Source organism: Streptomyces albidochromogenes, assembly GCF_005981925.1.
Classification (GTDB): domain Bacteria; phylum Actinomycetota; class Actinomycetes; order Streptomycetales; family Streptomycetaceae; genus Streptomyces; species Streptomyces albidochromogenes.
This window is the reverse complement of sequence record NZ_VBVX01000706.1, coordinates 1-702: the sequence shown is the minus strand read 5'-3', so window position 1 is coordinate 702 and position 702 is coordinate 1. Positions and strand designations below refer to the sequence as shown.

1 protein-coding gene is annotated in these 702 nt (G+C 75.4%); it reads left to right on the top strand.

What is annotated here, in order from left to right; translation table 11 throughout:
• Positions 1–280 (top strand): chorismate mutase (locus E2E34_RS34860; RefSeq protein ID WP_138905787.1); only part of this gene is annotated, 280 nt, incomplete at its 5' end.
• Positions 281–702 lie beyond the last annotated feature (422 nt).

The window sequence follows — 702 nt, the reverse complement described above, 5'->3', positions numbered from 1 at the left end:
CCCCCGCACCGAGCGGACCGGCGCCCGCACCGAAGAGGCCGCGGACCTGATCGGCAACGCCCGGGAGCGCATCGACTCGCTCGACGACAGGATCATCGGCCTGATCCAGGAACGGATGGCCGTCTCGGCCGTCATCCAGGAGGCCCGCATCGGTTCGGGCGGGCGCCGCGTGAACCTGTCGCGCGAGATGGAGGTCCTGGCCCACTACAGGGACGCCCTGGGGAAGCCCGGCACGGCGCTCGCGATGACGATGCTGGAGCTGTGCCGGGGCCGCGTCTGAGCCCGTGCGCGAGGCCGTGTCCGGGCCCGCATCTGAGTTCGGGCGCATCCTCACCCGTACGGCGCGTGACCGGGCCCGGCGGAGGTTCGTTGGTCCCGGTGTCCGCACCAGCCAGGGGCGGCGCGCAGGTAGAGCACCACGCGTGGCTCCGCCGGGGCGTGCGGCGTACTGCAAGTGCGTCGTGGGACCTCGTCCCGGCGCGCGTGACCGGTCGGCAGGGGACAGCAGCCCGGTCACCCGAGGCGGTCGGTTCCGGGGACGCCCGGAACCGGCCGGCCGTGTCCCCTCCTCACCCCCGGGATGTCGTCGGAACTGTTGCGCGGGTCGCGAGCCGTCCCCCACGATGCGAAGACGGCCCCCGGCCGCTGCCCGGCCGCCCCGGGGCGCGCCCCCCGCGCGCGCTCCCTCGCACAAGCCAGCGG